General features: G+C 66.3%; 20 protein-coding genes and 1 tRNA gene. 15 read left to right on the top strand and 6 right to left on the bottom strand.

The features are described 5' to 3' along the window. Position 1: 1 nt before the first annotated feature. The 6 genes from ispE to hisC all read left to right on the top strand — a co-directional run bounded on the left by ispE (position 2) and on the right by hisC (position 4,694). Positions 2–883, top strand: a complete 882-nt coding sequence (gene ispE / locus WS61_RS32030) for a 4-(cytidine 5'-diphospho)-2-C-methyl-D-erythritol kinase (RefSeq protein ID WP_059506643.1) — start codon at positions 2–4, stop codon at positions 881–883. A 55-nt stretch (positions 884–938) separates the two neighbouring features. Then, positions 939–1,015: transfer RNA gene (locus WS61_RS32025), tRNA-Gln, on the top strand. Positions 1,016–1,059: 44 nt separating this feature from the next. Then, on the top strand, positions 1,060–2,022 hold the full coding sequence (locus WS61_RS32020) for a ribose-phosphate pyrophosphokinase (protein ID WP_006483739.1): 963 nt from the start codon (positions 1,060–1,062) through the stop codon (positions 2,020–2,022). A 158-nt stretch (positions 2,023–2,180) separates the two neighbouring features. Further along, a complete protein-coding gene (locus tag WS61_RS32015) occupies positions 2,181–2,789 on the top strand; it encodes a 50S ribosomal protein L25/general stress protein Ctc (protein WP_034208424.1) in 609 nt (202 codons plus the stop codon). A gap of 120 nt (positions 2,790–2,909) precedes the next feature. Next, complete coding sequence (gene pth / locus WS61_RS32010; protein WP_048246979.1) at positions 2,910–3,509, top strand: aminoacyl-tRNA hydrolase; 600 nt, start codon at positions 2,910–2,912, stop codon at positions 3,507–3,509. 117 nt (positions 3,510–3,626) lie between these two features. Continuing rightward, positions 3,627–4,694 (top strand): histidinol-phosphate transaminase, encoded by a 1,068-nt coding sequence (hisC, locus tag WS61_RS32005; RefSeq protein ID WP_059506641.1) that lies wholly within the window; start codon positions 3,627–3,629, stop codon positions 4,692–4,694. 82 nt (positions 4,695–4,776) lie between these two features. Here hisC and WS61_RS32000 read toward each other — a convergent pair whose 3' ends face one another. From WS61_RS32000 to rsmD, 3 genes are all read right to left on the bottom strand, one after another. Continuing rightward, positions 4,777–5,043, bottom strand: a complete 267-nt coding sequence (locus tag WS61_RS32000; RefSeq protein ID WP_059506639.1) for a YfhL family 4Fe-4S dicluster ferredoxin — start codon at positions 5,041–5,043, stop codon at positions 4,777–4,779. A gap of 59 nt (positions 5,044–5,102) precedes the next feature. Next, on the bottom strand, positions 5,103–5,600 hold the full coding sequence (coaD, locus tag WS61_RS31995; RefSeq protein ID WP_027785472.1) for a pantetheine-phosphate adenylyltransferase: 498 nt from the start codon (positions 5,598–5,600) through the stop codon (positions 5,103–5,105). Between the two features lie 111 nt (positions 5,601–5,711). Further along, positions 5,712–6,326 carry a 16S rRNA (guanine(966)-N(2))-methyltransferase RsmD gene (gene rsmD / locus WS61_RS31990; protein WP_059506637.1) on the bottom strand — a complete coding sequence of 205 codons (615 nt, stop codon included), beginning with the start codon at positions 6,324–6,326 and terminating at the stop codon, positions 5,712–5,714. A 216-nt stretch (positions 6,327–6,542) separates the two neighbouring features. Here rsmD and ftsY point away from each other — a divergent pair, with 216 nt between their 5' ends. Further along, positions 6,543–7,697 (top strand): signal recognition particle-docking protein FtsY, encoded by a 1,155-nt coding sequence (gene ftsY, locus WS61_RS31985; protein WP_059506635.1) that lies wholly within the window; start codon positions 6,543–6,545, stop codon positions 7,695–7,697. Positions 7,698–7,788: 91 nt separating this feature from the next. On the opposite strand, the gene maiA is transcribed toward ftsY, so the two are convergent. After that, positions 7,789–8,433, bottom strand: coding sequence for a maleylacetoacetate isomerase (gene maiA, locus WS61_RS31980; protein ID WP_059506633.1), 645 nt, complete (start codon positions 8,431–8,433; stop codon positions 7,789–7,791). 179 nt (positions 8,434–8,612) lie between these two features. Between maiA and ybiB the strand changes: the two genes are divergently transcribed. Together ybiB and leuA are read left to right on the top strand one after the other, a co-directional pair. Beyond that, entirely contained in the window at positions 8,613–9,587 is a 975-nt protein-coding gene (gene ybiB, locus WS61_RS31975; RefSeq protein ID WP_059506631.1) for a DNA-binding protein YbiB, read from the top strand. Between the two features lie 376 nt (positions 9,588–9,963). After that, positions 9,964–11,610 carry a 2-isopropylmalate synthase gene (gene leuA / locus WS61_RS31970; RefSeq protein ID WP_059506629.1) on the top strand — a complete coding sequence of 549 codons (1,647 nt, stop codon included), beginning with the start codon at positions 9,964–9,966 and terminating at the stop codon, positions 11,608–11,610. A gap of 142 nt (positions 11,611–11,752) precedes the next feature. Here the strand turns inward: leuA and WS61_RS31965 are convergent, their stop codons facing one another. Together WS61_RS31965 and pagL are read right to left on the bottom strand one after the other, a co-directional pair. Beyond that, positions 11,753–12,136 carry a nuclear transport factor 2 family protein gene (locus WS61_RS31965; RefSeq protein WP_059506627.1) on the bottom strand — a complete coding sequence of 128 codons (384 nt, stop codon included), beginning with the start codon at positions 12,134–12,136 and terminating at the stop codon, positions 11,753–11,755. Between the two features lie 45 nt (positions 12,137–12,181). After that, a complete protein-coding gene (gene pagL, locus WS61_RS31960) occupies positions 12,182–12,751 on the bottom strand; it encodes a lipid A 3-O-deacylase PagL (protein WP_034208431.1) in 570 nt (189 codons plus the stop codon). 359 nt (positions 12,752–13,110) lie between these two features. Here pagL and rpoH point away from each other — a divergent pair, with 359 nt between their 5' ends. The 6 genes from rpoH (at position 13,111) to WS61_RS31930 (ending at position 20,670) form a co-directional block, all read left to right on the top strand. Next, positions 13,111–14,046: an RNA polymerase sigma factor RpoH gene (rpoH, locus tag WS61_RS31955; protein ID WP_059506625.1), complete on the top strand. Its 936-nt coding sequence runs from the start codon at positions 13,111–13,113 to the stop codon at positions 14,044–14,046. A 366-nt stretch (positions 14,047–14,412) separates the two neighbouring features. After that, on the top strand, positions 14,413–14,691 hold the full coding sequence (cydP, locus tag WS61_RS31950; protein WP_059506623.1) for a cytochrome oxidase putative small subunit CydP: 279 nt from the start codon (positions 14,413–14,415) through the stop codon (positions 14,689–14,691). Further along, positions 14,681–16,261, top strand: coding sequence for a cytochrome ubiquinol oxidase subunit I (locus WS61_RS31945; protein ID WP_059506621.1), 1,581 nt, complete (start codon positions 14,681–14,683; stop codon positions 16,259–16,261). Before cydP ends, WS61_RS31945 begins: the two co-directional genes overlap by 11 nt. A 31-nt stretch (positions 16,262–16,292) precedes the next feature. Beyond that, positions 16,293–17,429, top strand: a complete 1,137-nt coding sequence (cydB, locus tag WS61_RS31940; protein WP_059506619.1) for a cytochrome d ubiquinol oxidase subunit II — start codon at positions 16,293–16,295, stop codon at positions 17,427–17,429. A 59-nt stretch (positions 17,430–17,488) separates the two neighbouring features. Next, complete coding sequence (gene cydX / locus WS61_RS31935; RefSeq protein WP_006483737.1) at positions 17,489–17,611, top strand: cytochrome bd-I oxidase subunit CydX; 123 nt, start codon at positions 17,489–17,491, stop codon at positions 17,609–17,611. Positions 17,612–18,192: 581 nt separating this feature from the next. Further along, positions 18,193–20,670: a family 20 glycosylhydrolase gene (locus tag WS61_RS31930; protein ID WP_059506617.1), complete on the top strand. Its 2,478-nt coding sequence runs from the start codon at positions 18,193–18,195 to the stop codon at positions 20,668–20,670. The last annotated feature ends 12 nt before the right edge of the window (positions 20,671–20,682 follow it).

Raw genomic sequence — 20,682 nt, 5'->3', positions numbered from 1 at the left:
CATGACCGATTCGACCCGCTCGCTGCGCAACTGCCTGGCGCCCGCGAAACTCAACCTGTTCCTGCACATCACCGGTCGCCGCCCGAACGGCTATCACGATCTGCAGAGCGTATTCCAGCTGCTGAACTGGGGCGACACGCTGCACTTCACGCGGCGCGACGACGGCCGCGTCGCACGCGTCACCGACGTGCCCGGCGTGCCCGAGGAAAGCGATCTCGTCGTACGCGCGGCCAACCTGCTGAAAGCGCATACGGGCACCGCGCACGGCGTCGACATCGAGATCGACAAGATCCTGCCGATGGGCGCCGGTCTCGGCGGCGGCAGCTCCGACGCGGCGACGACGCTGCTCGCGCTGAACCGCCTGTGGCAACTCGATTTGCCGCGCGCCGAACTCCAGTCGCTCGCGGTCAAACTCGGCGCCGACGTCCCGTTTTTTATTTTTGGAAAAAATGCGTTCGCAGAGGGTATCGGAGAAGAATTAGCTGAGGTAGAATTGCCGACTCGCTGGTTCCTGGTTGTGACGCCACGCGTTCATGTCCCGACCGCTGAAATATTTTCAGATGAGTTGTTGACAAGAGATACGAAGCCCGTCACAATTGCTGACTTTCTTGCACAGCAAACCAGCGATGCGGGATGGCCAGATAGCTTCGGCCGGAACGATATGCAGGAAGTTGTAACAAGGAAGTACGCGGAAGTTGCGCAGGTGGTCAAATGGTTGTATGATGTGACCCCCGCGAGGATGACCGGCTCCGGAGCAAGCGTGTTTGCAGCGTTTCACAGCAAGCACGAGGCAGAAGCGGCGAAAGCCAGACTGCCCGCCAGTTGGAATGGCGCAGTTGCCGAGAGCCTGAACGAGCATCCGCTCTTCGCTTTCGCGTCATGAAGTTTTACTTTGCCGAACGGCCTACACGAGTTCGGTGAAGTTATCAGTTAAGTGTAGGGGAGTCGCCAAGTTGGTCAAGGCACCGGATTTTGATTCCGGCATGCGAGGGTTCGAGTCCTTCCTCCCCTGCCAAAAATTTTCCCGCATTTCCCGCCCAAGCCTGAAGCAGGTGCACGATGAGCAGCCACAGCCATGATGGCCTGATGGTCTTTACTGGCAACGCGAATCCCGCGCTCGCCCAGGAAGTCGTCAATATCCTTGGTATCCCCCTCGGCAAAGCAATGGTCAGCCGTTTCTCCGACGGCGAGATCCAGGTCGAGATCCAGGAAAACGTGCGCGGCAAGGACGTCTTCGTCCTGCAATCCACGTGCGCACCGACGAACGACAACCTGATGGAACTGATGATCATGGTCGATGCGCTCAAGCGCGCATCCGCCGGCCGGATCACTGCAGCCATCCCCTACTTCGGCTATGCGCGTCAGGATCGCCGCCCGCGTTCGGCGCGCGTCGCGATCTCGGCGAAGGTCATCGCGAACATGCTGGAAATCGCCGGCGTCGAGCGGATCATCACGATGGATCTGCACGCCGACCAGATTCAAGGCTTCTTCGACATTCCGGTCGACAACATCTACGCCACGCCGATCCTGCTGGGCGACCTGCGCAAGCAGAACTACTCGGATCTGCTCGTCGTGTCGCCGGACGTCGGCGGCGTGGTGCGTGCCCGGGCACTCGCGAAGCAGCTCAACTGCGATCTCGCGATCATCGACAAGCGTCGCCCGAAGGCGAACGTCGCCGAAGTGATGAACATCATCGGTGAAGTCGAAGGCCGCACCTGCGTGATCATGGATGACATGGTCGATACGGCCGGCACGCTCTGCAAGGCCGCGCAAGTGCTGAAGGACCGCGGTGCGAAACAGGTGTTCGCGTACGCGACACACCCGGTACTGTCGGGCGGCGCCGCAGATCGCATCGCCGCGTCGGCACTCGACGAGCTGGTCGTGACCGACACGATTCCGCTGTCGGCCGAATCGCTGGCGTGCTCGAAGATCCGCTCGCTGACGAGCGCGAGCCTGCTGGCCGAGACGTTCTCGCGGATTCGCCGCGGCGATTCGGTGATGTCGCTGTTCGCGGAATCCTGATCGCGAAACGACGGAACAAAGTATGCGCGGAAAGCGAAGCGGCAACGCTTCGCTTTTTGCACAATCGGACGGGATAGACGAAACCCCGGCCGTTTCATCGGGGGCCGCTTGATGGCCCCGTTTCACTGCCTGGTCGCGGGCAGCCATTGGAGAATCACATGAAAGTCGTCGCTTTCGAGCGCCAACAGCAAGGTACGGGTGCGAGCCGCCGCCTGCGCAACGCCGGTAAGACCACGGGTATCGTCTACGGTGGCGAAGCCGCCCCGCAAAAGATCGAACTCGATCACAACGCCCTGTGGCACGCCCTGAAGAAGGAAGCCTTCCACTCGTCGATCCTCGACCTCGAAGTGGCCGGCCAGTCGCAACAGGTTCTGCTGCGCGACGTGCAATACCACCCGTTCAAGCAACTGGTGCTGCACGTGGACTTCCAGCGCGTCGACGCGAAGAAGAAGCTGCACACGAAGGTGCCGCTGCACTTCCTGAACGCTGAAGTCAGCCCGGCCGTGAAGCTGTCGAGCGCAGTCGTTTCGCACGTCGCGACGGAAATCGAAGTCGAGTGCCTGCCGGCTGCCCTGCCGGAATTCCTCGAAGTCGACCTGTCGAAGATCGAAGCCGGTCAATCGCTGCACGCGAAGGACATCGCGCTGCCGAAGGGCGTCGCGCTGGTCGCGCACGTCGACGCGGAAAACCCGGTCGTCGCATCGGCGACGATCCCGGCTGGCGCCGTGTCGGACGCAGCAGACGAAGGCGAAACGCCGGCTGCCTAAGCGGCCGCTCACGCGCCCAATCGATCCGTTTCACGAAACGGTCGACGCAACCCGCCGCGGCCTGCCCGGCGGGTTTTTCTTTTTCTGCGCCCAGGCGGCAGCCGCCGCCTTCGAAACGTCATGATCAAACTGATCGTCGGCCTCGGCAATCCCGGGGCGGAATACACCGCGACACGCCACAACGCCGGCTTCTGGCTGATCGACCAGCTCGCCCGCGAAGCCGGCACGACGCTGCGCGACGAGCGCCGCTTCCACGGCTTCTATGCGAAAGCGCGCCTGCACGGCGAGGAAGTCCACCTGCTCGAGCCGCAAACCTACATGAACCGTTCCGGCCAATCGGTCGTCGCGCTCGCGCAATTCTTCAAGATCCTGCCCGACCAGATCCTCGTCGCGCACGACGAACTCGACCTGCCGCCCGGCACCGTGAAGCTGAAGCTCGGCGGCGGCAGCGGCGGCCACAACGGCCTGAAGGACATCTCCGCGCACCTGTCGTCGCAGCAGTACTGGCGGCTGCGGATCGGCATCGGCCATCCGCGCGACCTGATTCCGGAAAGTGCGCGCGCCGGCGCGAAGCCCGACGTTGCGAACTTCGTGCTGAAACCGCCGCGCCGCGAGGAACAGGACGTGATCGACGCATCGATCGAGCGCGCGCTCGCCGTGATGCCGATGGTCGTCAAGGGCGAACTCGATCGCGCGACGATGCAACTGCATCGCAACTGACCGCCCGTCGCACCGGCCCGGTGCATCGGCCGTTCGGCGCAACCGGGCGGCCTCGCTCGCCCCACCGCGGCGCGCACATGCGGTACTCTCGACGTTTTGCCCGACAGGAGCCATGCGGTGAGCCGTTACTGGAGCGACGTCGTTCAGCAACTCGTGCCTTACGTGCCGGGCGAACAGCCCGCACTCGCGCATCCCGTCAAGCTGAACACCAACGAGAATCCCTATCCGCCGTCGCCGCGCGTCGTCGCGGCGATCGCGCGCGAACTCGGCGACACCGGCGACACGCTGCGCCGCTATCCGGACCCGGTCGCGCGCGCGCTGCGCGAGACGGTCGCGGCCCATCACCGCATCGCGCCCGAGCAGGTGTTCGTCGGCAACGGCTCCGACGAGGTGCTCGCGCACGCGTTCCAGGCGTTGCTCAAGCACGACCGGCCGCTACGCTTTCCCGACATCACGTACAGCTTCTATCCGACCTACGCGCGCCTGTACGGCGTCGAGACCACGGTCGTACCGCTCGCGGACGATTTCTCGATCCGCGTCGACGACTATCTCGACGACGCCGGCGGCGTACTGTTTCCGAACCCGAATGCGCCGACCGGGCGCGCGTTGCCGCTCGCTGACGTCGAGCGGATCGCGGCCGCGAATCCGTCGTCGGTCGTCGTGATCGACGAAGCGTACGTCGATTTCGGCGCGCAGTCGGCCATCACGCTGATCGACCGTCATCCGAACCTGCTCGTCGTGCATACGACGTCGAAGGCACGCTCGCTCGCGGGCATGCGCGTCGGCTTCGCGTTCGGCGATGCGGCGCTGATCGACGCGCTGAACCGCGTGAAGGACAGCTTCAACTCGTATCCGCTCGACCGGCTCGCGCAGGTGGCCGCGCAGGCCGCCTACGAGGACGCCGATTATTTCCACGCCACCTGCCGGCGCGTGATCGACAGCCGGGCGCGGCTCACGCATGCGCTCGACGCACTCGGCTTCGAGATCGTGCCGTCGGCCGCGAATTTCGTGTTCGCGCGCCATCCCGCGCACGATGCGGGCACGATCGCGGCGAAGCTGAAGGAACGGGAAATTTTCGTGCGGCACTTCCGGCTGCCGCGAATCGACCAGCACCTGCGCATCACCGTCGGCACCGATGCCGAATGCGATGCGCTCGTCGCGGCGTTGCACGAGCTGCTGGCCTGACACGAAAGAACCGGCGCCGGGCGGCGCCGATCCGAAAGCGCGACGCGCGCGAGCCCATCGAGGCGCGCGTGTCAGCGCAGGATCACGATGCGTCGTCGCCCTTGGCGGCGATCAACGCGTGATACTTCTCCATCAATTGCGCGTGCGATTCGTCATGCTGCGGATCGCGCGGAATGCATTCGACCGGACACACCTGCTGGCACTGCGGTTCGTCGAAATGGCCGACGCACTCGGTGCACTTGTTCGGGTCGATCACGTAGATCTCCGGGCCCATCGAAATCGCGCCGTTCGGGCACTCGGGCTCGCACACGTCGCAATTGATGCACTCGTCGGTAATCATCAAAGACATACTGATCTCACTTCTTCAGGCCGCCGGCCGGCTTCGCAACGAAACCGGCCGGCGCCGCGTCACGCGGCAGGGCCTCCGATCGCGGCGACCTTCTCGGTCAGCCACTTCTCGACGGACGGGAACACGAACTTGCTGACATCGCCGCCCAATTGCGCGATTTCGCGCACGATCGTTCCCGAGATGAACTGGTACTGGTCGGACGGCGTCATGAACATCGTCTCGACGTCGGGCAGCAGATAGCGGTTCATGCCCGCCATCTGGAACTCGTATTCGAAATCGGACACGGCACGCAGCCCGCGCACGATCACGCGCGCATTGTTGACCCGGACGAAATCCTTCAGGAGGCCGGTGAAACTCATCACCTTCACGTTCGGATAATGACCGAGCACCTCGTTCGCAATCGTCAGACGTTCTTCGAGCGAGAAAAACGGCTTTTTCGCGCGGCTGTCGGCGACACCCACCACCAGCGTATCAAAAATGCTCGACGCACGCCGCACGAGGTCTTCGTGCCCGCGCGTCAGCGGATCGAACGTACCGGGATACACGGCGACTACCATGTCGCTCCTCCTGTCATCACGCAAACGGGATGGCAGCCGTGCGATGCGCACGCCGCTGCCGAGATGGGCATGCGTCGCCTTTGCGGCGCGCCGCCTCGTATGGAACGCGCATTATTCATCATTTTCGCGCCGCAGCAAATGATAGTGAACCGCACCGGCCTTGCCGTGCCTCACCACCTGCCAGCCCGCGAGCGCGTCGTGCGCGGCCGGATCGAATTCCGCCCCCGTTTCGACGTACAGCGCGCCGCCGGCCGCGACGAGCGGCGCCGACAACGCGATCGCGCGCTCGAGCGCGGCCAGGTCGTCGAACGGCGGATCGAGGAACACGACGTCGAACGCGCCCGGCGTGAGCCCGGCCGCGAGCCGCAGCGCGTCGGCCTCGGCGATCTCGACCGAGCGGGCGCCGAGCTTGTCCTTAATCGCACGAAGCTGCTGCGCGGCGCGCGGATGGCGCTCGACCATCACGACGCTCGCCGCGCCGCGCGACGCGGCCTCGAAGCCGAGCGCGCCGGTGCCCGCGAACAGGTCGAGGCAGCGCCACCCGTCGAGATCCTGGCCGAGCCAGTTGAACAGCGTCTCGCGGACGCGATCGGGGGTCGGGCGCAGGCCGTCGAGATCGAGCACCGCGAGCGGCGTGCGTTTCCAGTCGCCGCCGATGATGCGGATCGTGTGCGGCTTGCCGCGGCCAGGGGTGGCCGCCGGGCGGCCGGAAGAGGAACGGGACATACGGGATATCGACAACGGAGGGACCGGGCGCGCGCAGGGGGGCGCCGCCAAACAGGCGCACGTTACCACAGCGGCGACGCGCACTGGCGCGAGCGCCACGCCGCACTGATAAAATGCACGGTTTCGGCCGCCGTGCGCCGCGCCCGCGCGAACGCAGAACGGCCCGTCCGGCGCCCCCGCCCTCGGCGGCGGCCGCCCTCTTCCCGACGCCAGACCATGTTCAGTTTCTTCAAACGATTCAAGAAAACGCAGGAGCCCGATCCGGCGGAATCGCCATCGGCCGACGCGCAGCAAGCGGACGAAGCGTCCGACGCCGACGCGCGCGCGACGCCGCCCGCGGCCGACGTGCCGCAGGCGCCCGCGCAACCGGCCGCGCCGGCCGTCGTGATGACGGTCACGCCGACCAACGACGGCCGCGACGAAGTCGTCGAGACGGTCGAGATCGTCCCGCCGCCGCAGCAGGACGCGTCCGCGAAGAAGTCGTGGCTCGCGCGCCTGAAAACAGGCCTCGCGAAGACGGGCTCGAACATCACCGGCGTCTTCGTCAACACGAAGATCGACGAGGATCTGTACGAGGAGCTCGAAACCGCGCTGCTGATGTCCGACGCGGGCGTCGACGCGACCGAATACCTGCTCGGCGCGCTGCGCGAGAAGGTGCGCGCGGGCCGGCTGACCGATCCGCAGCAGGTGAAGAATGCGCTGCGCGACCTGCTCGTCGAGTTGCTGACGCCGCTCGAGAAATCGCTGATGCTCGGCCGCGCGCAGCCGCTCGTGATGATGATCGCCGGCGTGAACGGCGCGGGCAAGACGACCAGCATCGGCAAGCTCGCGAAGCATCTGCAGAGCTTCGACCAGTCGGTGCTGCTGGCCGCCGGCGACACGTTCCGCGCGGCCGCGCGCGAACAGCTCGCGGTCTGGGGCGAACGCAACAACGTGACGGTCGTGCAGCAGGAAAGCGGCGATCCGGCCGCGGTGATCTTCGACGCGGTCAGCGCCGCGCGCGCGCGCAAGATCGACGTGATGATGGCCGACACGGCCGGCCGCCTGCCGACGCAGCTCCATCTGATGGAAGAGCTGAAGAAGGTGAAGCGCGTGATCGCGAAGGCGCACGACGGCGCGCCGCACGAAGTGCTGCTGGTGATCGACGCGAACACGGGCCAGAACGCGCTCACGCAGGTGAAGGCATTCGACGACGCGCTGGGCCTCACCGGCCTGATCGTCACGAAGCTCGACGGCACCGCGAAGGGCGGGATTCTCGCCGCGATCGCGCGGCAACGCCCGGTGCCCGTCTACTTCATCGGCGTCGGCGAGAAGGTCGAGGACCTGCAGCCGTTCAGCGCGGCGGAATTCGCGGACGCGCTGCTCGGCTGAACGCCGCCGGCTCGCGTCGCACCTCGCACAGGGCGCCTTCGGGCGCCCTTTTTCATGCGCGCCCGGTCGTTGCCCGCCACGGGCGCCGCGCTCATTCCGCGTCGGGTTGCACGCCGGGCTCGGCGGCCTTGAACGCATCGATCGTCGCCGCATGATCGACGATCCGCTGAATCGTCGGGAAACGCGTCGTGTCGATCGAGAAGCGGTTCGCGTTGAACACCTGCGGCACGAGGCATATGTCGGCGAGCGTCGGCGTGTCGCCGAAGCACAGCGTGCCGGTGCGCGGATCGTTCGCGAGACGCGTCTCGAGCGTTTCGAAGCCGGCCTCGATCCAGTGCCGGTACCACGCGTTCTTGGCGTCCTCGGGCACCTGCAGCGTGTGCTTCAGGTACTTGAGCACGCGCAGATTGTTGAGCGGGTGGATTTCGCATGCGATCTGCAGCGCCACCGCGCGCACGTACGCGCGATCGACCGGCTGTTTCGGCAGCAGCGCGGGCTCGGGATGGGTTTCGTCGAGATATTCGATGATCGCGAGCGACTGCTGCAGCGTCGCGTCGCCATCGATCAGCGTCGGCACGACCGCATCCGGATTCAGCGCGCGGTACGCGTCCTTCAGTTGCTCGCCGCCGTCGCGCAGCATGTGCACGGGTGCGTAGTCGAACGGCAACTGCTTGAGGTTCAGGGCAATCCGCACGCGGTACGACGCGGAACTGCGGAAATAGCTGTAGAGCTTCATGGGATGTCTCTCGTAGTCGTATTCGGCCGGCAACGGCACGGGCGCGGCGCAGCCGATGCGCGCGTCGCCGGGAACCAGAGTGTAGCGCGGCGCGATGCGCGGCCGCGCCCGTGCGATACTCGGGGCATTCCTGATCGCTTGCCGCGCGGCCCGATGCCGGCCGCCCGCCCCACGCCCCGATGACCGCTCCCCACGATCCCGCCGCCGCGCCGTTCCCTTGCGCCCGCTTCATCAAGGAAATCGGCCGCGGCCCGCACGGCGCACGCGCCCTATCCGCCGAGGACACGTTCGAGCTCTATCGCGCGATGCTCGATGCGCGCGTATCGGATGTCGAACTCGGCGCGATCCTGATCGCCTATCGGCTGAAGGGCGAATCCGCCGACGAACTGGCCGCGATGCTCGCCGCCGCGCAGGCATCGTTCGAGCCCGTGCACGTGCAGGACGCCGCGTTCCGGCCGGTGTCGATCCCGAGCTACAACGGCGCGCGCAAGCAGCCGAACCTCGTACCGCTGCTCGCGCTGCTGCTCGCGCGCGAAGGCGTGCCGGTGCTGGTGCATGGAGTGGAATGCGATCCGGGCCGCGTGACGAGCGCCGAGATTTTCTCGGCACTGTCGCTCGCGCCGTCGACGTCGCACGATGCGATCGAGGACACGCTCGCCGAACGCCGGGTCGCGTTCGCCCCGATCGACGTGCTGGCGCCGCGCATCGCGCACCTGCTGTCGATGCGCCGCGTGCTCGGCGTGCGCAATTCGACGCATACGCTCGTGAAGATCCTGCAGCCGTTCGCGCCGGCCGGGCTGCGGCTCGTCAACTACACGCATCCGCCGTACCGCGACAGCCTCGCGCAGTTGTTCCGCGACCATCCGGACGCCGCGCTGGGCGGCGCGCTGCTCGCGCGCGGCACCGAAGGCGAAGCGGTGGCCGACACGCGCCGCCAGGTGCAGGTCGACTGGCTGCACGACGGCGTGTGCGACACGCTGATCGACGCCGAGCGTTCGTCGAGCGATGCACCGCCCGTCGCCCTACCCGAGTCGCGCGATGCGGCGACCACGGCCGCGTGGACGGACGCCGTGCTGCGCGGCGAGGTGCCGGTGCCCGACACGGTGGCGCGACAGGTCGCGACGATCGTCCGGATCGCCCGCGTCGCGCGCTGAGGGCGCCGCGGCGATCCGCCCCTTTATCCCGACATTTGACACGCGGGCGCATCCTGGCATAGAGTGGCCGTCATGCGTTCCTTTCCGAACACCCTCCGAATTACCTCCGGCCGCCTAGCGCGGCCGCTATCGCTACGACTAGCCTAAGGCTGTCGTAGCGCCGTGTGCCGTCCGCACGGTCCTCCCAGCAGTTCCTCGCAGTACCCCTCTCGTAATTTTTACAACCCGAAGTCGTCAGCATTCGTCCGTCCATCCGTCGGCCGATTCGCGAAGATCATCCGCATCCGCGGCGCCATCGCGCGCCGGATGCGAGGCAGCGCCCACCGCCGCCCTGCCGCCCGTCTTCGCTCGCGACTTGAGACCCGAGGTCCAGAAGATGATGCGCAACCCGCAAGACAAGTACCGTCCGTTCGAGCCCGTCCGCCTCAATGGCCGCCGCTGGCCCGCCCGCACCATCGAGCGCGCGCCCGTATGGATGAGCACCGACCTGCGCGACGGCAACCAGTCGCTGATCGAGCCGATGAGCATCGAGCAGAAGCTCGAGTTCTTCGAAATGCTGGTCGCCATCGGGTTCAAGGAGATCGAAGTCGGTTTTCCGTCGGCGTCGCAAACCGACTTCGATTTCGTCCGCAAGCTGATCGACGACGAGCGGATTCCCGACGACGTGACCATCGAAGTGCTCGTGCAGTCGCGCGAGGACCTGATCGCGCGCACGTTCGAGGCGCTCGAAGGCGTACCGCGCGCGATCGTGCACCTGTACAACGCCGTCTGCCCGTCGTTCCGCCGCATCGTGTTCGGGATGTCGAAGGACGACGTGAAGGCGCTCGCGATCGACGGCACGCGCATCATCAAGGAACACGCGGCCGCGCGCCCCGATACGCAGTGGACTTTCCAGTACTCGCCGGAAACCTTCAGCATGACCGAGCTGACGTTCGCGCGCGAGATCTGCGACGCGGTCGCGCAGACGTGGCGCCCGACCCGCGACCACAAGATGATCGTCAACCTGCCGGCCACCGTCGAGGCCGCGAGCCCGAACGTGTTCGCCGACCAGATCGAATGGATGGACCGCAACCTCGCGTATCGCGACAGCATCGTGCTGTCCGTGCATCCGCACAACGATCGGGGCACCGCGGTCGCGGCGGCCGAACTCGCGCTGCTCGCGGGCGCCGACCGCATCGAAGGCTGCCTGTTCGGCAACGGCGAGCGCACCGGCAACGTCGATCTCGTCACGCTCGCGTTGAACCTCTACACGCAAGGTATCGACCCGGGCCTCGACTTCTCCGACATCGACGCCGTGCACCGCGTCGTCGAGCGCTGCAACCAGATCCCCGTGCATCCGCGCCATCCGTACGCGGGCGACCTCGTGTTCACCGCGTTCTCGGGCTCGCACCAGGACGCGATCCGCAAGGGCTTCGCGCAGCAGCGCCCCGACGCGATGTGGGAGGTGCCGTACCTGCCGATCGACCCGGCCGATCTCGGCCGCAGCTATGACGCGGTGATCCGCGTGAACAGCCAGTCCGGCAAGGGCGGCGCGACGTTCCTGCTCGAACGCGGGATGGGCTTCACGCCGACCCGCCGCGTCCAGATCGAGTTCAGCCATGCGGTGCAAACGCTCGCCGATGCGTCGGGCGAGGAAGTGACGGGCGACGCGATCTGCGCGCTGTTCGCACGCGAATTCTTCGAGACCGACGGCCCGGCCGCGCGCCACGGCAACGGCGCGCGCTGGCAGAACCGCGAGATCGCGGCGGCGCCTGCCGCCGAGGCGACGCCCGACGACGCCGTGCGGCATTTCGCCGCGGCATTTGCGGCGGCCGCCGGCGTCGCGATCGACGTCGCATCGTGCGAATACACGCGCGCCGCGGACGGCCGGATCGCGGTATCGGTCGGCTGCCGGGTCGGCGAGGCGCCGCTGCGGCACGGTGTCGGCATGCACGCCGATGCGGCGAGCGCAGCGCTCGATGCGGTCGTCAGCGCGATCAACCGCTCGGCGTGGCACTGCGCGGACCGCCGCGCGGCGGCCTGAGCGCGGGCTTCGATGCAGGGTTGAAACGTCAGCGAGCGGTGCGTGACCGCCCGTGCGCCGCGCGATCCGCGCCGCACGAGGCAGCAAAAAGCGGCTCACAAGGCCGCTTCGGTCGAGGCATGAAAAGGAGCGCCACCCGCGCTCACGTCTCGGTCGCGCACCGCGTCGCCTGCCACGCGAACAGGGACCAGCGGCCCTGGGCGTGCGTATGGACGGACGTATAGGCAATCGGGAAGACGAGGCCGCCGTTGTTCGTTTCCATCTCGATCAACGCGCGCCCGGTGACGACGCAGGTCTCGTCGCCGACCGGCAGCACGTCCTGCGACTGGATTTCGATCTGGCGATAGCGGCGGCGGCCGGCGACGATGGCGTCGATGAACTGCTGCTTGGTTTCGCGTTTGCCGTTGGTGTGGACGAAAAACACCTTGTCCGACAACAGCGCGTCGAGCGCCTCGCCGTCGCCGTCCACCATCGCCCGGAACCGGTCGCGCTCGAGCGCGCGGATCGCATCGACCACCTTCGCCATCGCCTGACTCCTCGGCAACGCGCCCGCCTTGCACGGGCGTACGGATCAGAAGTTGTACTGCAAGTAGAACTGGTGGAAATTTATACCAGGATTCGGCTCTTTGATACCCGCGTTAGACACATGTTCGAAACGGTAGCCGACCTGATATTGTTGCCGTTGCCCGAACTGCACGCCCACGCCGCCGGTCGGCGCGAACTGGAACGCGGTCGACAGCGAGAAATTGTTCGAGATCGTCGGGTGCGTCAGAAGCCGGACGCCGCCGCCCGCCTCGATGAACGGGCGAATCTCCCCGCTACTCTTGATGAAACGGAACATCGGCGTGACGCCGAACTCGCCGATACTGCCATGGACGTTGCCGCCCGTGTGCCAGTAGCCGGCGTGCCCTTCGACGACGAACGCGAAGTGCCAGCCGCCGATTTCCCACCAGTTCCAGCCCGGATCCCACACCACGCCGATATCGGCCTTGTCGATCCCGCGACGATCCGAAAACCCGCCGCCCGCCTGGATCCCCCATCGATCCGCGAAAGCCGCACCCGATCCACCCAGAAGAGATGCTGCCAGCATCGCATGCAGCACCAGCCGGCTGCGAGGCCGGCGATTCTTCTTATTGTTCATCTGACACTCCAACTTTGTGGGTTGAATGGAGCCTGCCGCAACGGCCGGGCCCGAGCGAACTGAATGGTATGGTAAAGGACTTTTCGGATCGGCATCACGAAGCGAAATAGCTTGCTTCCAAAAAGACAAAAATCGAAATCGTCTACCGATTCCCATCGAAAACAATGGCTTACGGAACTTCGTGCCACGCCCCTTGTCGGAAGATAGACTATCGACTCGACCGATTCGATAGAAAAATGGGGAACTCGGATGCCCCCGCCTGCTCTAAGGAATTAGCACTCACCTTGCGGGAGTGCTAAGATGACTTCCGGAATCTCATCCGAGACCGGGGTTTGTCCCTGATTCCAAAGGAGTTTTTAGTGAGCAACGCCCTGACCCTCCCGAACACCCTGAGCCCGACGCCGGCCAAGGCCGAATCGGCAGGCTCGCTGGCGCTCGCAGCCCACTCGATGTTGCCCGGCCAGCTCGGCAACATCGACGCGTACATCCAGGCCGTCAACCGTATTCCGCTGCTGACCGCCGAGGAGGAACGCCGGTACGCAACCGAATTCCGCGAAGACAACAACCTCGACGCAGCGCGCCGCCTCGTGCTGTCGCACCTGCGTCTCGTCGTGTCGATCGCGCGCAACTATCTCGGCTACGGCCTGCCGCACGGCGACCTGATCCAGGAAGGCAACATCGGCCTGATGAAAGCCGTGAAGCGGTTCGACCCGGCGCAAAACGTGCGCCTGGTGTCGTATGCGATTCACTGGATCAAGGCCGAGATCCACGAGTACATCCTGCGCAACTGGCGCATGGTGAAGGTCGCGACGACGAAGGCGCAGCGCAAGCTGTTCTTCAACCTGCGCAGCCACAAGAAGAGCATGCAGGCGATGACGCCCGAGGAAATCGACGGCCTCGCGCAGGAGCTCAACGTCAAGCGCGAGGAAGTGACCGAGATGGAAACGCGCCTGTCGGGCGGCGACATCGCGCTCGAAGGGCAGGTGGAAGACGGCGAGGAATCGTACGCGCCGATCGCCTACCTAGCCGACTCGCACAACGAGCCCACCGCCGTGCTCGCCGCGCGCCAGCGCGACATGTTGCAGACGGACGGCATCGCGCAGGCGCTCGACGCGCTCGACGCGCGCAGCCGCCGCATCATCGAGGCGCGCTGGCTGCACGTCGACGACGACGGCTCGGGCGGCTCGACGCTGCACGATCTCGCCGCGGAGTTCGGCGTGTCGGCGGAACGTATCCGCCAGATCGAAGCGAGCGCGATGAAAAAAATGCGCACCGCCCTCGCCGAATACGCGTAAATCCCCGACGATTCAGAGCGCTTCATCGAAAACCGCTGCCCGACCGGCAGCGGTTTTTTTTCATCCGTTTTCCACTGCTTTTCATCCGCTTTTCAGCGCCTTTCGCGCTCCGCTTCTTCGCCGATTAATTGACCTGATTCATCGGGTATTACGTCATTTGCGGCGCCCTTCCGCATAACCTTGATCTGCCTCAATTTTTACCCCATGTTTCGCGACGGTCTGCCGCAGCGCAGCACTCGGCATCGGAAAGCCGTCCTTTTAAAATTGGCATGTCAGGCGCAAAAGGATTAAAACAGCTTCACGGCCGTCATAAATCCGACGTAAAGTCGCCCCCAATCCGACCTAAATCGATTCAGGATAATCACCTTGATCTCGATCAATAAAGAGCCTGCGCCGCCGCCTTCGCGGCCGGCCGGCACGAGCGGCTGGCGCGCGCGCATCGCCGCGTGGGCACGCGGGCCGACCCTCGCCCGCGACATCACCCTGGTGCTGATCGTCAAGCTGATCCTCCTGATGTCGCTCAAATACGCATTCTTCAATCATCCGCAGGCCGAGCACATGTCGTTGCCGCCTGCCGCCGTGGCCGAGAAGCTGCTCTCGGTGCCGGCGCCTGCATCTACCGAGGGAGACCACCATGATAAGTAGCGAAGTCGTCGATCTGTCGCGTCTGCAGTTCGGCATCACGGCGCTCTACCACTTCCTGTTCGTGCCGCTGACGCTCGGCCTGTCCTGGCTGCTCGTCATCATGGAAGCGGTCTACGTGATGACCGGCAAACAGGTCTACAAGGACATGACCCAGTTCTGGGGCAAGCTGTTCGGGATCAACTTCGCGATGGGCGTGACGACCGGCATCACGCTCGAATTCCAGTTCGGCACGAACTGGTCGTACTACTCGCACTACGTCGGCGACATCTTCGGCGTGCCGCTCGCAGTCGAAGGCCTGATGGCGTTCTTCCTCGAATCGACGTTCGTCGGCCTGTTCTTCTTCGGCTGGAACCGCCTGTCGAAGGTCAAGCACCTGATCGTCACGTTCCTCGTCGCGCTGGGCTCGAACCTGTCGGCTCTGTGGATCCTCGTCGCGAACGGCTGGATGAACAACCCGGTCGGCGCCGAGTTCAACTACCAGACGATGCGCATGGAGCTGACGAGCCTGTTCGACGTGCTGTTCAACCCGGTCGCGCAGGTGAAGTTCGTGCATACGGTGTCGGCCGGCTACGTAACGGCCGCGATGTTCGTGCTCGGCGTGTCGTCGTGGTACCTGCTGAAGAAGCGCGACGTCGACTTCGCGCTGCGCTCGTTCGCGGTCGCGGCCGGCTTCGGCCTCGCGGCGACGCTGTGCGTGATCGTGCTCGGCGACGAATCGGGCTATACAACCGGCGAAGTACAGAAGATGAAGCTCGCCGCGATCGAATCCGAATGGGAAACGCAGCCGGCGCCCGCCTCGTTCACGCTGATCGGCATTCCGAACCAGGAAGAACAGCGCACCGACTACGCGATCAAGATCCCGTATGCGCTCGGCCTGATCGCGACGCGCTCGATCGACGAGCCGGTGATCGGCCTGCGCGAGCTCGCGAAGCACAGCGAGGAGCACATCCAGAGCGGGATGGTCGCGTATGGCGCGCTGCAGAAGATCAAGGAAGGCGACACGAGCGACGCGACCCGCGCACTGTTCGACCAGCACAAGCAGTATCTCGGCTACGGGTTGATGCTCAAGCAGTTCACGCCGAACGTGGTCGACGCGACGCCCGAGCAGATCAAGGCCGCCGCGCAGAAGACGATCCCGCCGGTCGCGCCCGTGTTCTTCTCGTTCCGGATCATGGTGTTCCTCGGCTTCCTGTTCCTCGCGACCTTCGCCGCCGCGTTCTGGTTCTGCGCGCGCCGCGAACTGCTGCAGGACAACCGCCGCTGGTTCCTCCGCTACGCGGTGTGGGCGATCCCGCTGCCGTGGCTCGCCGCGGAATTCGGCTGGGTCGTCGCCGAGCTCGGCCGCCAGCCGTGGACCATCGCCGGCATCCTGCCGACGCACCTGTCCGCGTCGAGCCTGCAGCCGAGCGACCTGTACCTGAGCCTCGCCGGCTTCATCGCGTTCTACACCGCGCTGTTCGTCATCGAGATCAAGCTGATGTTCAAGTACGCGCGCCTCGGCCCGTCGTCGCTGCATACCGGCCGCTATCACCACGAACTCGCCGCAGCCGGCGAGCGGGCCGCAGTCTGAGCACGCCCTCGCAACCGAACAAGGAATCGCTATGGACTATGCAACTCTCAAGCTGATCTGGTGGCTGCTCGTCGGCGTGCTGCTGATCGGCTTTGCCGTCACCGACGGCTTCGACATGGGCGCGACCGCGCTGCTGCCGTTCCTCGGCAAGACCGACGAGGAGCGCCGCATCATCATCAACACCGTCGGCGCGACGTGGGAGGGCAACCAGGTGTGGCTGATCACGGCCGGCGGCGCGATGTTCGCCGCGTGGCCGCTCGTCTACGCGGCGTCGTTCTCCGGCTTCTACTTCGCGATGCTGCTGGTGCTGTTCGCGCTGTTCTTCCGGCCGGTGGGCTTCGACTACCGCAGCAAGCGGCCCGACCCGCGCTGGCGCGCGGGCTGGGACTGGGGCCTGTTCGTCGGCGGCTTCGTGCCGGCGCTGGTGTTCGGCGTCGCGTTCGGCAACCTGCTGCAGGGCGTGCCGTTCAAGTTCGACAGCGACCTGCGCGTGACCTACTACGGCGGCTTCTGGGCGCTGCTGAACCCGTTCGCGCTGCTGTGCGGGCTCGTCAGCCTCACGATGCTCGTCGCGCACGGCGCCGCGTTCATCAAGATGAAGACCGACGGCGCGATCGCGCGCCGCGCGTCGATCGCGCTGCGCGTCGCGTCGTTCCTCGCGGTCGTGCTGTTCGTGCTGGCCGGCGTGCTGGTGGCGTCTTACATCGGCGGCTTCCACATCACCCACGCCGCGCCGACCGACACCGTCGCGAACCCGCTGCTCAAGGACGTCGCCGCGGGTTCGGGCCTCTGGCTCGCGAACTACGGCGAATATCCGTGGATGATCGCGGCGCCCGTCGTCGGCATCGCCGGCGGCGTGCTCGCGCTGCTGCTCGCCGGCTCGAAGCAGGAGAAGACGGCGTTCTTCTGCACCGGCCTGATGATCGTCGGCGTGATCCTGACCGCGGGCTTCTCGATGTTCCCGTTCATCATGCCGTCGTCGCTCGACCCGCGCAGCAGCCTGACCGTGTGGGATTCGACGTCGAGCCACATGACGCTGCAGGTGATGCTGTTCGCGGTGATCGTGTTCCTGCCGATCATCCTGCTCTACACGAGCTGGGTGTATCGCGTGATGCGCGGCAAGGTCACGCACCAGACGCTCGAAGAGAACAAGCACTCGATGTATTGATGCATTGAACCGACCGGGGCGCACGCGCCCTCGTCCACCGTTTCGCAAGGAGTCGAATCATGTGGTATTTCAGCTGGATTCTCGGTATCGGCGTCGCGCTGTCGTTCGGCATCGTCAACGCGATGTGGCTCGAAGCGCGGCAGAAGCCGCAGGAAGCGCCGGTGCGCGCGCGCCGCGACTGACGGCATCGACGCGCGATACGCGCGCGGCCGAGCGCGCGCCGCCGCCGCCGTCAGGAAAGGAAAGAACCTCGCTTCGCGCGAGGTTTTTTTTCGTCCCGGCCGCGCCGGCAGGTGCCGTACGTCGATGCCAATTTAGCGCCAGATTGATACCACTTGAATACCAATAAAAGGTTTCATAAGATCGTTGGACACGGCCGCTAACAGGCCGATTCCTTCCGGGTGGGGGAGACATGCGAATTCCATATATGGCGTGCGCCTGCGCGCCGTGTCGACGTCCGTGTGCGAGAGCGCGCGCCGTCGTCGCGACCGTGCGCGGCCGGACGAATGCCGCCGGCTGCCGCCGCCCCGCCGGCGTGGCGATTGCCAACTGCCGCCGATGAATCCGCGCCCGCCGCCGCGCCGGTCCGATCGGCACGCATGCCCGCCACCCGTTCCGTAACGCACGCTTCCGCGTGCCGAATGCACGCGGGGCACCCGCATCGCCCCGCGTGCTGGTATCGCCCGCAGCTCCACTGAAAGACCCGCTCGCAGCGACGTCGCGTCACGACGCCGCTACGCCCCCCTTTTTCTCAGGAGTTCGAATGAAACCTACCTTGCCCTCCCTCATTGCCGGTCTGCTGATCGCGGTGCTGTCGCCGGCCGCGATCTCGGCGGCATCAGCGCCGGTGTCGGCCGCTGCTGGCGCGAGCGCCGGCGCCGCCCAGGCGGCCGGTCTCGCGGCGCTGCTGTCGAACGGCCTCGCGTTGCGCGTGGCGGTCGACAACAACCACGCGGCCGCGGCCGGCGTGCCGTGCGCCGATCTCGGCGCCGACGGTGCCGCCTGCGCGACGGGCCGCCTGATCCTGCAGAACCGCGGCCACCAGGCGATCGCCGACGGCGGCTGGAAGCTCTACCTGCACAGCATCCGCCGCCTGCTGCGGATCGATCGTCCGGGCTTCGCGCTGCGGCGGCTCACCGGCGACCTGTACGAACTGACGCCGCAGCCGGGCTCGGTGCGGCTCGCGCCCGGCGAGCGCATCGAGCTGCCGTTCGTCGCCGAATACTGGCTGCTGCGTTACAGCGACGTGATTCCGCGCCCCTATGTCGTCGTCGACGGCGCGCCTCCGGCCGTGCTGCGCTACGACGACACCGACAACGAACTGCGCTACGTCGAATCGCTGCCGGCCGACGCGCAGAACAACTCGACCGGCAACGCGCCGCCGGTGGCCGCACACCCCGATCCGGGCCGCGCGCTGCCGAGCGTGAAGCGCGAACAGCCGCTGCCCGGCACGCTCGATCTGCGCGGCGTCGAACTCTCGCTGCCGGACCTGCCGGACGCTCAGGTCGCGGCGCTGCGCGAGCGCGCGGCGACCCTCGGGCTCGACGGCGCGCGCGTGCCGGTTCGCGGCGCACTCGCGCCGCGCCGGCTGCCGGCCGACCTCGCGACACCGGGCGGCTACCGGCTCGCGATCGGGCCGCGCGGCGTGCTGATCGAAGGCTACGATCGCGCGGGCCTCTACTACGGCGTGCAGACGCTCTTCTCGCTCGCGCCGGCCGGCGGCGGCCCGATCCCGGCGATGCTCGTCGAGGACGCGCCGCGCTTCACGCATCGCGGCATGCACGTCGATCTCGCGCGCAATTTCAAGCATCAGGCGACGCTGCGCCGCCTGATCGACCAGATGAGCGCGTACAAGCTCAACCGCCTGCATCTGCATCTGTCCGACGACGAAGGCTGGCGCATCGAGATTCCCGGCCTGCCCGAGCTGACCGAGATCGGTGCACGCCGCTGCCACGACCCGAGCGAGACGCGCTGCCTGCTGCCGCAGCTCGGCTCCGGCCCCGACAACCGCTCCGGCGGCGGCTACCTGACGCGCGACGACTACGTGGCGCTCGTGCGCTACGCGGCCGCGCGCTTCGTGCAGATCATCCCCGAGATCGACATGCCCGCGCATGCACGGGCGGCCGTCGTGACGATGGAGGCGCGCTACCGGCGGCTGCATGCGGCCGGCCGCGAGCAGGAGGCGAACGCGTATCGGCTGCTCGACCCGCAGGACACGACGAACCTGACGACGGTGCAGTTCTACGACCGGCGCAGCGACCTGAACCCGTGCGTGCCGGGCGCGCTCAACTTCGCGTCGAAGGTGATCCGCGAGATCGCGGCGATGCACGCGGACGCGCAGGCGCCGCTGCAGACCTGGCACTACGGCGGCGACGAAGCGAAGAACATCTTCCTCGGCGGCGGCTTCCAGCCGCTGAACGGCACCGATCCGAACAAGGGGCGCATCGATCTGGCCGCGCAGGACAAGCCGTGGGCGCGGTCGCCCGCGTGCACGGCGTTGCTCCAGCGCGGCGAGATCAAGTCGATCGACGAGCTGCCGACGCGTTTCGCGAAACAGGTGAGCGCGGCGGTCAACGCGAACGGGATCGGCACGATGGCCGCGTGGCAGGACGGCATCAAGCATGCCAACGGGCCGCAGGATTTCAGCACGCGCCACGTGATGGTGTCGCTGTGGGACACGATCTTCTGGGGTGCGTCGGACAGCGCGCGCGACCTGAGCGGCAAGGGCTACCTGACGGTGCTCGCGCTGCCCGACTATCTGTACTTCGACTTCCCGTACACGCTCAATCCGCGCGAGCGCGGCTACTACTGGGGCTCGCACGCAACCGACGAGTACAAGGTGTTCTCGTTCGCGCCGGAGAACCTGCCGCAGAACGCCGAAGTGATGGGCGACCGTGACGGCAACCCGTTCGAGGTGACGGGCACGGGGGCCGCGCCGCGCATCGAAGGCATGCAGGGCCAGGCGTGGGGCGAAGTGATGCGCAACGACACCTTCCTCGAATACATGGCCTATCCGCGGCTGCTCGCGCTCGCCGAGCGCGCGTGGCACCGGGCCGACTGGGAGCTGCCGTATGCGGCCGGCGTGCGCTTCAAGCGCGGCGACACGCATCACGTCGACATCGCCGCGCTGCAGCGCGACTGGGCCGGCTTCGCGACGCTGCTCACGCAACGCGAATTGCCGAAGCTCGACCGCGCCGGCGTCGGCTACCGGAAGCCGACCTTCACGCTGACGAATCCGTGAACGGCTGAAGGC

The organism is Burkholderia sp. ABCPW 11 (assembly GCF_001523445.1).
GTDB lineage: Bacteria > Pseudomonadota > Gammaproteobacteria > Burkholderiales > Burkholderiaceae > Burkholderia.
The sequence above is the reverse complement of the archived record's forward strand: the minus strand, read 5'-3'. Positions and strand labels throughout refer to the sequence as shown.

What these genes read in the sequence shown, in the direction of transcription:
- ispE (WP_059506643.1), top strand. Translation starts at nt 2, where the DNA reads ATGACCGATTCGACCCGCTCGCTGCGCAACTGCCTGGCGCCCGCGAAA.
- WS61_RS32020 (WP_006483739.1), top strand. Translation starts at nt 1,060, where the DNA reads ATGAGCAGCCACAGCCATGATGGCCTGATGGTCTTTACTGGCAACGCG.
- WS61_RS32015 (WP_034208424.1), top strand. Translation starts at nt 2,181, where the DNA reads ATGAAAGTCGTCGCTTTCGAGCGCCAACAGCAAGGTACGGGTGCGAGC.
- pth (WP_048246979.1), top strand. Translation starts at nt 2,910, where the DNA reads ATGATCAAACTGATCGTCGGCCTCGGCAATCCCGGGGCGGAATACACC.
- WS61_RS32000 (WP_059506639.1), bottom strand. Translation starts at nt 5,043, where the DNA reads ATGTCTTTGATGATTACCGACGAGTGCATCAATTGCGACGTGTGCGAG.
- coaD (WP_027785472.1), bottom strand. Translation starts at nt 5,600, where the DNA reads ATGGTAGTCGCCGTGTATCCCGGTACGTTCGATCCGCTGACGCGCGGG.
- rsmD (WP_059506637.1), bottom strand. Translation starts at nt 6,326, where the DNA reads ATGTCCCGTTCCTCTTCCGGCCGCCCGGCGGCCACCCCTGGCCGCGGC.
- ftsY (WP_059506635.1), top strand. Translation starts at nt 6,543, where the DNA reads ATGTTCAGTTTCTTCAAACGATTCAAGAAAACGCAGGAGCCCGATCCG.
- maiA (WP_059506633.1), bottom strand. Translation starts at nt 8,433, where the DNA reads ATGAAGCTCTACAGCTATTTCCGCAGTTCCGCGTCGTACCGCGTGCGG.
- ybiB (WP_059506631.1), top strand. Translation starts at nt 8,613, where the DNA reads ATGACCGCTCCCCACGATCCCGCCGCCGCGCCGTTCCCTTGCGCCCGC.
- leuA (WP_059506629.1), top strand. Translation starts at nt 9,964, where the DNA reads ATGATGCGCAACCCGCAAGACAAGTACCGTCCGTTCGAGCCCGTCCGC.
- WS61_RS31965 (WP_059506627.1), bottom strand. Translation starts at nt 12,136, where the DNA reads ATGGCGAAGGTGGTCGATGCGATCCGCGCGCTCGAGCGCGACCGGTTC.
- pagL (WP_034208431.1), bottom strand. Translation starts at nt 12,751, where the DNA reads ATGAACAATAAGAAGAATCGCCGGCCTCGCAGCCGGCTGGTGCTGCAT.
- WS61_RS31945 (WP_059506621.1), top strand. Translation starts at nt 14,681, where the DNA reads ATGATAAGTAGCGAAGTCGTCGATCTGTCGCGTCTGCAGTTCGGCATC.
- cydB (WP_059506619.1), top strand. Translation starts at nt 16,293, where the DNA reads ATGGACTATGCAACTCTCAAGCTGATCTGGTGGCTGCTCGTCGGCGTG.
- cydX (WP_006483737.1), top strand. Translation starts at nt 17,489, where the DNA reads ATGTGGTATTTCAGCTGGATTCTCGGTATCGGCGTCGCGCTGTCGTTC.
- WS61_RS31930 (WP_059506617.1), top strand. Translation starts at nt 18,193, where the DNA reads ATGAAACCTACCTTGCCCTCCCTCATTGCCGGTCTGCTGATCGCGGTG.